5 protein-coding genes and 1 riboswitch are annotated in these 6,112 nt (G+C 44.3%); of the genes, 2 read left to right on the top strand and 3 right to left on the bottom strand.

The features are described from left to right. Nucleotides 1–655 precede the first annotated feature (655 nt). On the top strand, nucleotides 656–1,111 hold the full coding sequence (locus NL647_RS25780; protein WP_005451980.1) for an RNA-binding protein: 456 nt from the start codon (nucleotides 656–658) through the stop codon (nucleotides 1,109–1,111). Here NL647_RS25780 and murI read toward each other — a convergent pair. The 3 genes from murI to NL647_RS25765 form a co-directional block, all read right to left on the bottom strand. Then, nucleotides 1,074–1,880 (bottom strand): glutamate racemase, encoded by an 807-nt coding sequence (murI, locus tag NL647_RS25775; protein WP_005451981.1) that lies wholly within the window; start codon nucleotides 1,878–1,880, stop codon nucleotides 1,074–1,076. The genes NL647_RS25780 and murI overlap by 38 nt on opposite strands. Before the next feature lie 40 nt (nucleotides 1,881–1,920). Further along, nucleotides 1,921–2,604, bottom strand: coding sequence for an ATPase (locus tag NL647_RS25770; protein WP_050937483.1), 684 nt, complete (start codon nucleotides 2,602–2,604; stop codon nucleotides 1,921–1,923). 82 nt (nucleotides 2,605–2,686) lie between these two features. Beyond that, on the bottom strand, nucleotides 2,687–4,540 hold the full coding sequence (locus NL647_RS25765; protein WP_253650809.1) for a TonB-dependent receptor: 1,854 nt from the start codon (nucleotides 4,538–4,540) through the stop codon (nucleotides 2,687–2,689). 57 nt (nucleotides 4,541–4,597) lie between these two features. After that, a riboswitch (cobalamin riboswitch) is annotated at nucleotides 4,598–4,799 on the bottom strand. A 184-nt stretch (nucleotides 4,800–4,983) separates the two neighbouring features. Here NL647_RS25765 and trmA point away from each other — a divergent pair. Beyond that, nucleotides 4,984–6,093: a tRNA (uridine(54)-C5)-methyltransferase TrmA gene (trmA, locus tag NL647_RS25760; RefSeq protein ID WP_005451984.1), complete on the top strand. Its 1,110-nt coding sequence runs from the start codon at nucleotides 4,984–4,986 to the stop codon at nucleotides 6,091–6,093. Nucleotides 6,094–6,112: the final 19 nt, after the last annotated feature.

The raw sequence follows: 6,112 nt of genomic DNA, 5'->3' as shown, positions 1-6,112 counted from the left end.
GCATGTGTTAGGCCTGCCGCCAGCGTTCAATCTGAGCCATGATCAAACTCTTCAATTTAAGATTTTGTTCGGCTCAATGAATACTGAACATTACATAAGTAATGTTTGAATTGACTGTGCTCTTATTGGTTTTCACTTTAAAAAGTGAAATAAAACAGCTCAAGGCTGCTTCCCAATTCGAATGGTCACTTCGTTTCATTGAAACCTAATTTGATACCGAAGTATCTAATTGGATTATCATCAACGAGTGCCCACACAGATTGATAGGTCTATATTTTTAAAGAACTTTTCTAACTAACTTGCCGCCTCAGCGCCTCGTCGTTAGGGGTGCGTATCTTACGCTTCCCGCTTTGAGAGTCAAGTATTTTTTCAAATTCTTTTTTCTCTCTTCCGACTCGCTGTGTGACTTTCGTCTCACTCCGTGTCGGTGGATGCGCAGTATAGGGAGTTGAGAAATTAGCGCAACCTTTTTTTGAAAAAAACTTTCTAAGCGGTTATTTATCCACCAAATGCGTTATATCTGCATATTTCTTCGTCACATTTGAGACATATCACAGCAATTGGTTGGAAAAACACCAACCATATACGTAAGATTCATGTGTCTATTTTGTTAATAGGCAGCCAATCTCTTTATCATCTATATGTAGTAATCAAAATGACGTCTAAAAAAAATCTGATCTTGTGTGCTGGGTTGGCGGTCATTGGGGGAATCATCTTCTCTCAGTTACCTGTGTCACCTGCCTTGAGCTTTGTTATCGGTGTTGTCGCTACTGCTTTTCTTTTTTCACTTTCTAGCAAAACACCTGTTCTTCAATCTTCGGATTCCGATCCTTCAACTAAAACGCTGTATGTCGGCAACCTTCCTTATAAGGCAAATGAAAGTCACGTTCGAGATTTGTTTGCTGAGTATGGTCAGGTCTATGCAGTACGCTTAATGAAAGATAAGCGCACTGGTAAAAGGAGAGGGTTTGGTTTTGTAGTGATGGCTGCGGCAGATGCAAAACCTGCTATCGCTAAACTTAACGAGAAGGAATATATGGAGCGTACACTTAAAGTGCGTATTGCTAACGATCCTAAACACCCTGATGGCGGTAAACCTGAACAGGATTAAACCCTAAGGTCGCCAAACAGGTATTCAGTGCATCTTCTTGCCAAGGAGGTGCACTGGCATAAATCTTCTTACTCCCTTCCTCTTGGCTTTCTTCCTTCATATCGCTGAGTAGTAATGCTTTCACTCGACGAGCAATGGCTTCGCCAGAATCAATTAACGTAACCTCTCCACCTAACGCTTGATGGATTTCCTCTTTAATCAAAGGAAAATGAGTGCACCCCAATACAGCTACATCGACTTTATTACGTAATGGGAGAAGAATGCTTTCGAGCTCTGGAATAGAAATACTTTCGCCACGCAGCTTTTCTTCTGCCATATCCACTAAGCGAGTGGAACCTAATAGTTCGACAGGTTTGCCTTGAGCAAAGTCACGGATCAGTTCATGAGTATATTGACGAGTCACGGTCGCGGGCGTAGCAATAAGTCCTACACCCTGAGAAGCGAGTAATGAGGCCGGCTTGATCGCAGGCACCACTCCGACAACCGGAATGGATAGATTCGCACGCAATGATGGCAACACTATGGTACTTGCGGTATTGCAGGCGATGACTACTATGTCAGCTTGATGCTCTTCAACCAATGCTGCCACCAGCTTATTAACGCGAGTGATCAGCACATCTTGGTCTAGCTCGCCATATGGGTAAGCTTCGTTATCGAACAGATACAAGTAATCCATGTTTGGTAGAAGTCGGTGGATTTCTTGGAAGACCGATAGCCCTCCGACACCGGAATCAAACACTAGGACTTTTTTCTTACTTGATGCTCGCACGAGTCTTACCTGCAAATTAGAGACTCGGCGATCATACTGGTTAGATTTGTTTTGGCAATGCTTTGGCTCGGTATCTTTGATGACTGAATCGCTCCCCTGTTTCCACTTCAAGCTTAGCCAACTCTATATGTCCTTGAAATGATGAGGTTGATGTCACCAATGTATGGAATTCGCCATCTTCGCCACAGGGATCAATATGACCGGGTAATGACTCAATCAACGTTTTGTCATACCAACATCCACACCACTCCGGCGGCAATACATTTCCATCGGTGGTAATCAACATGGTTTGAATTCCACGCTCGATAATTTCAAATGCCAATGCCTTGCTTTCTTCCCCCAACAAAGGGAATACACATTCCCAGCCGGCAGGTTCAATATAGCTGCGTCGATAATCAGCAATACCATTACAAAACATATCACCGAACGCGACAGCTTCTACATTCAGCCCACTGCTTTGTAGTGCATTAACGATCGTCGATTGATAAATGTCGTTATTCGGGAACACTTCAGGCAGTTCGATAGTAATGAGCGGAAGGCCAAGTAAGTCCGCCTGCATTTGCACGACCTCAAGCGGGGTTGCTTGAAAAGGGACTTCTTTATCAACATAAGTGGTGTACAAGCCAACTACCTGATAATGCGGATCTTCGTTTAGACGCTCCAACGTTAATGTAGAGTCTTTTCCGCTTGACCAGCTAATCACAACACGTTTTGGTTTAGTCATCGTCTTTCCTTGTTACCTATTTCCACCAGCGCTTTACTTACAAAAAGAAAGACCGCCGATATGGCGGTCTCGTTTAGCTTGATTAAAAGCGGTAGTCTGCCGAGACAAAGTACTGACGCCCTGGCGTCGCGTAACTAGTGTACATCTCGTAGTTTTTATCGAAAGCGTTGCTTAGCTTCGCATTAATATCCCAGTTTTGGTTCACGGCGTAAGAAGCAGTGAAGTTCCATAGGCTGTAGCTCGGTAGTCTGGTACTGCCATTAAAGCGTTCACCTTGGTACAGGTACTGCGAGCCCAACGTCCATTGGTCAAACGTTGCGTAGGCGTTCCACTTAGCACCACGCTTGGAGCGGTACGCTAGCTGAGTATCTTTTGCCCCAGACTTATCGACAGGATCTTTATAATCTAAGTAAAACTCGTGAGAAACGATATCCGTGTCGAATTTCACCTCTAGTTCGACACCTTTGATCTCAGCTTCACCAACGTTTTGCATGCCAGAGCCTTTCCAAATCAACATGTTCTCAATTTGGTTGTAGTAACCCGTCACCGTCCAATCAACAATCGATACAGCACCTGATAGCGACAGCTCGGTATTTTCTGATTCTTCTGGTTTTAGGTTTGGCATTTCGTAGCCTGGGTAATACAAATCAACAAAGCTCGGCGCACGGAAAGCAGTACCATGACTCAGGGTTAACTCGTAACCTTCGTAAAAACTCCAACCCGCAGCGGTTTGCCATGTGGTGTTGTTACCAAATTGATTGTTGTCGTCATTACGTACGCTTGCTTCTAACGTCCATACGTCATAAACATATTGAGCAATGGCACTAACACCAAAGTTAGTTCTTGGGTTCTTCTCTGGATCATAGTCTTTAGCTGGTCCCCAACTGTTCGCCGCAATGTAGCCTTTTGCTAGCTTCTCAGTACGGTAATCCAAACCGCCACCAATACTCAGTTCTTCGTTAACGCTGTACGAGTTCAACCAAATCGCGTTGAACTGCTCAATAGCAACATGATCGCCAGTAGATTTGTTTTGACCTGATTTATGGTCGTAGTTGTCTTGTTGACCATAAGCCAATTTTAATTCAGATGAGTAAACGTCTTTGTTGTATTCCAGCGATAAGTCGGTGCCTACATACTCTACTTCACCAGTTTTTTTCTCATGACCACTCCAAATACTACTGTTGTCGTAATCGTATTCATTGTTGTAAGCACTCACCCCAACGTAACCAGACAAGTTGTCAGAAAAGTTTTGTTGGTAACCCAACTTCAGGTTTAGCGTTTCGAAGCCATGCTCATCGCCATCATTCAATCCTAGCTGAGGCTTAACATTAAAACCATCGGTTTTCTCGTATCCTAAGACACCCTTAAAGTGTTTACCTTCACCCACAGGTTTAGAGACCACAAACGTGCCTTTTTTATGGTTATTTGAGCCATAACCTGCAGACACTCGACCTGAATCGTCATTAATAGGCGCACGAGTAATAATGTTGATTACGCCAGAGATCGCTTCTGAACCATAGATAGAGGCTCTTGCACCACGAATGTAATCGATACGTTCGACAGAGTTGATTGGAAATTGGTTAAAGTCGATACCACCCATGATTGCACGAGGCATACGCACCCCATCAACTAAAACGAGTACTTGAGACGAGCTACCACCTCGAACGTAGATAGATGCGGATTGACCACGCCCACCGTACTGAGCAACTTCAACACTCGGCAGTGTACGGAACACATCAAACAGACTATTTGCTTGCAGGCGTTTAATGTCTTCTTTGGTTACCGTGACGGTTTGTGCAAGAACAGCACCATCAATTTGCTTGAAGCGGTTTGCCGTAACCACAACCGTTTCATCTGCGGAAACTTCTTGGGCCTGTGAATAAAAGGTAGGTGAAAGCAGCGATGCACACGTGATCGCAAGAAATGTTTTTCTCATTGTATTGTCCTAAGTCGCGTAATTCCTACCGAGCCCTACTCGTGTTGAGCAGTCCAGTGCAGTGGCTCAGTTGCTGGCAGGTATTCGGACTTAAGAGCAAGGTTGTACCGCCTACTTACTCGACTTCCCACATAAACTAATGCAGTGTCTTGATGAGCGTTCGTTCTCTTTTACCGCTGCGCGTCAGTTCTGGATTCTCACCAGATTCCCATTTCAGCCATCTAGATTGCTAGATAGCACCAGCTTGGGGCAAATACTATTAAGCTATTGATTATTTGTCCAGCCAATATTACCTCTGACAATTGTAACGATTTGGTTCATTGGTGTATCAACTGACACAGAACACACTATCTTTAAATCAATTGGGGCACAAAACTGGACATCCTATTGAGATTGAATAAAATCTGCGCTCTTAAATTGAATGCACCATAAAAGGTAAGATCATGGCTACTCTTGATGTAAACCCACAACGCTACCAAGAACAACTGGCTGAAAAAGTCGAACGTCTGAACGATATGTTCGCGCCATACAACGTGCCAGAACTGGAAGTGTTTGAATCACCAGAGCAGCACTACCGTATGCGTGCTGAGTTCCGCGTTTGGCATGAGGGTGAAGACCTTTACTACATCATGTTCAACCAAGAAACTCGTGAGAAATACCGCGTTGACCAATTCCCAGCAGCAAGCCGTCTGATCAACGACCTGATGCCACTATTGGTTGAAGCGATGAAAGACAACGAATCGCTACGTCGTAAACTGTTCCAAGTGGACTTTCTATCAACGCTTAGCGGTGAGATTCTGGTTTCACTGCTTTACCATCGCCAACTGGATGAAGAGTGGATTGAAAACGCGAAAGCCCTTAAGCAGCGTTTGAATGATGAAGGCTTCAACCTAAACATCATTGGTCGTGCTCGTAAAATGAAGATTGTCTTAGACCGTGACTACGTGATCGAGAAGCTAGACGTAAATGGTCAAAGCTACATCTACCAACAAGTAGAAAACAGCTTCACTCAACCAAACGGCAAAGTCGCTGAGAAGATGTTGGAATGGGCAGTCGACTGTACTCAAGAAAGCACTGGTGATCTCCTAGAGCTATACTGTGGTAACGGTAACTTCTCTTTGGCGTTGGCACAAAACTTCGATCGCGTTCTTGCAACTGAATTAGCGAAGCCATCTGTGGTTTCTGCGCAATACAACATTGCAGCGAACGAGATTGATAACGTTCAAATCCTACGTCTATCTGCAGAAGAGTTTACTCAAGCAATCGAAGGTAAGCGTGAATTCCGCCGCCTACAAGATGCAGGTGTGGATCTGAAGAGCTACAACTGCAACACGATTTTTGTCGATCCACCACGCTCAGGTATGGATGTCGACACTTGTAAGATGGTGCAAGGTTACGAGCGCATCATGTACATCTCTTGTAACCCAGAGACACTTAAAGAGAACTTGGACATTCTATGCGAAACCCACAACGTGACACGTTTTGCTCTGTTTGACCAATTCCCTTACACACACCACATGGAAGCAGGTGTACTGTTAGAACGCAAAGCGTAATCCACCAGCATCAAACATA

It is taken from the genome of Vibrio sp. Y29_XK_CS5 (assembly GCF_024181835.1).
GTDB classification, from domain to species: Bacteria; Pseudomonadota; Gammaproteobacteria; order Enterobacterales; family Vibrionaceae; genus Vibrio; species Vibrio harveyi.
Note: the sequence above shows the minus strand (reverse complement) of the source record. Positions and strands in the feature narration are given on the sequence as shown.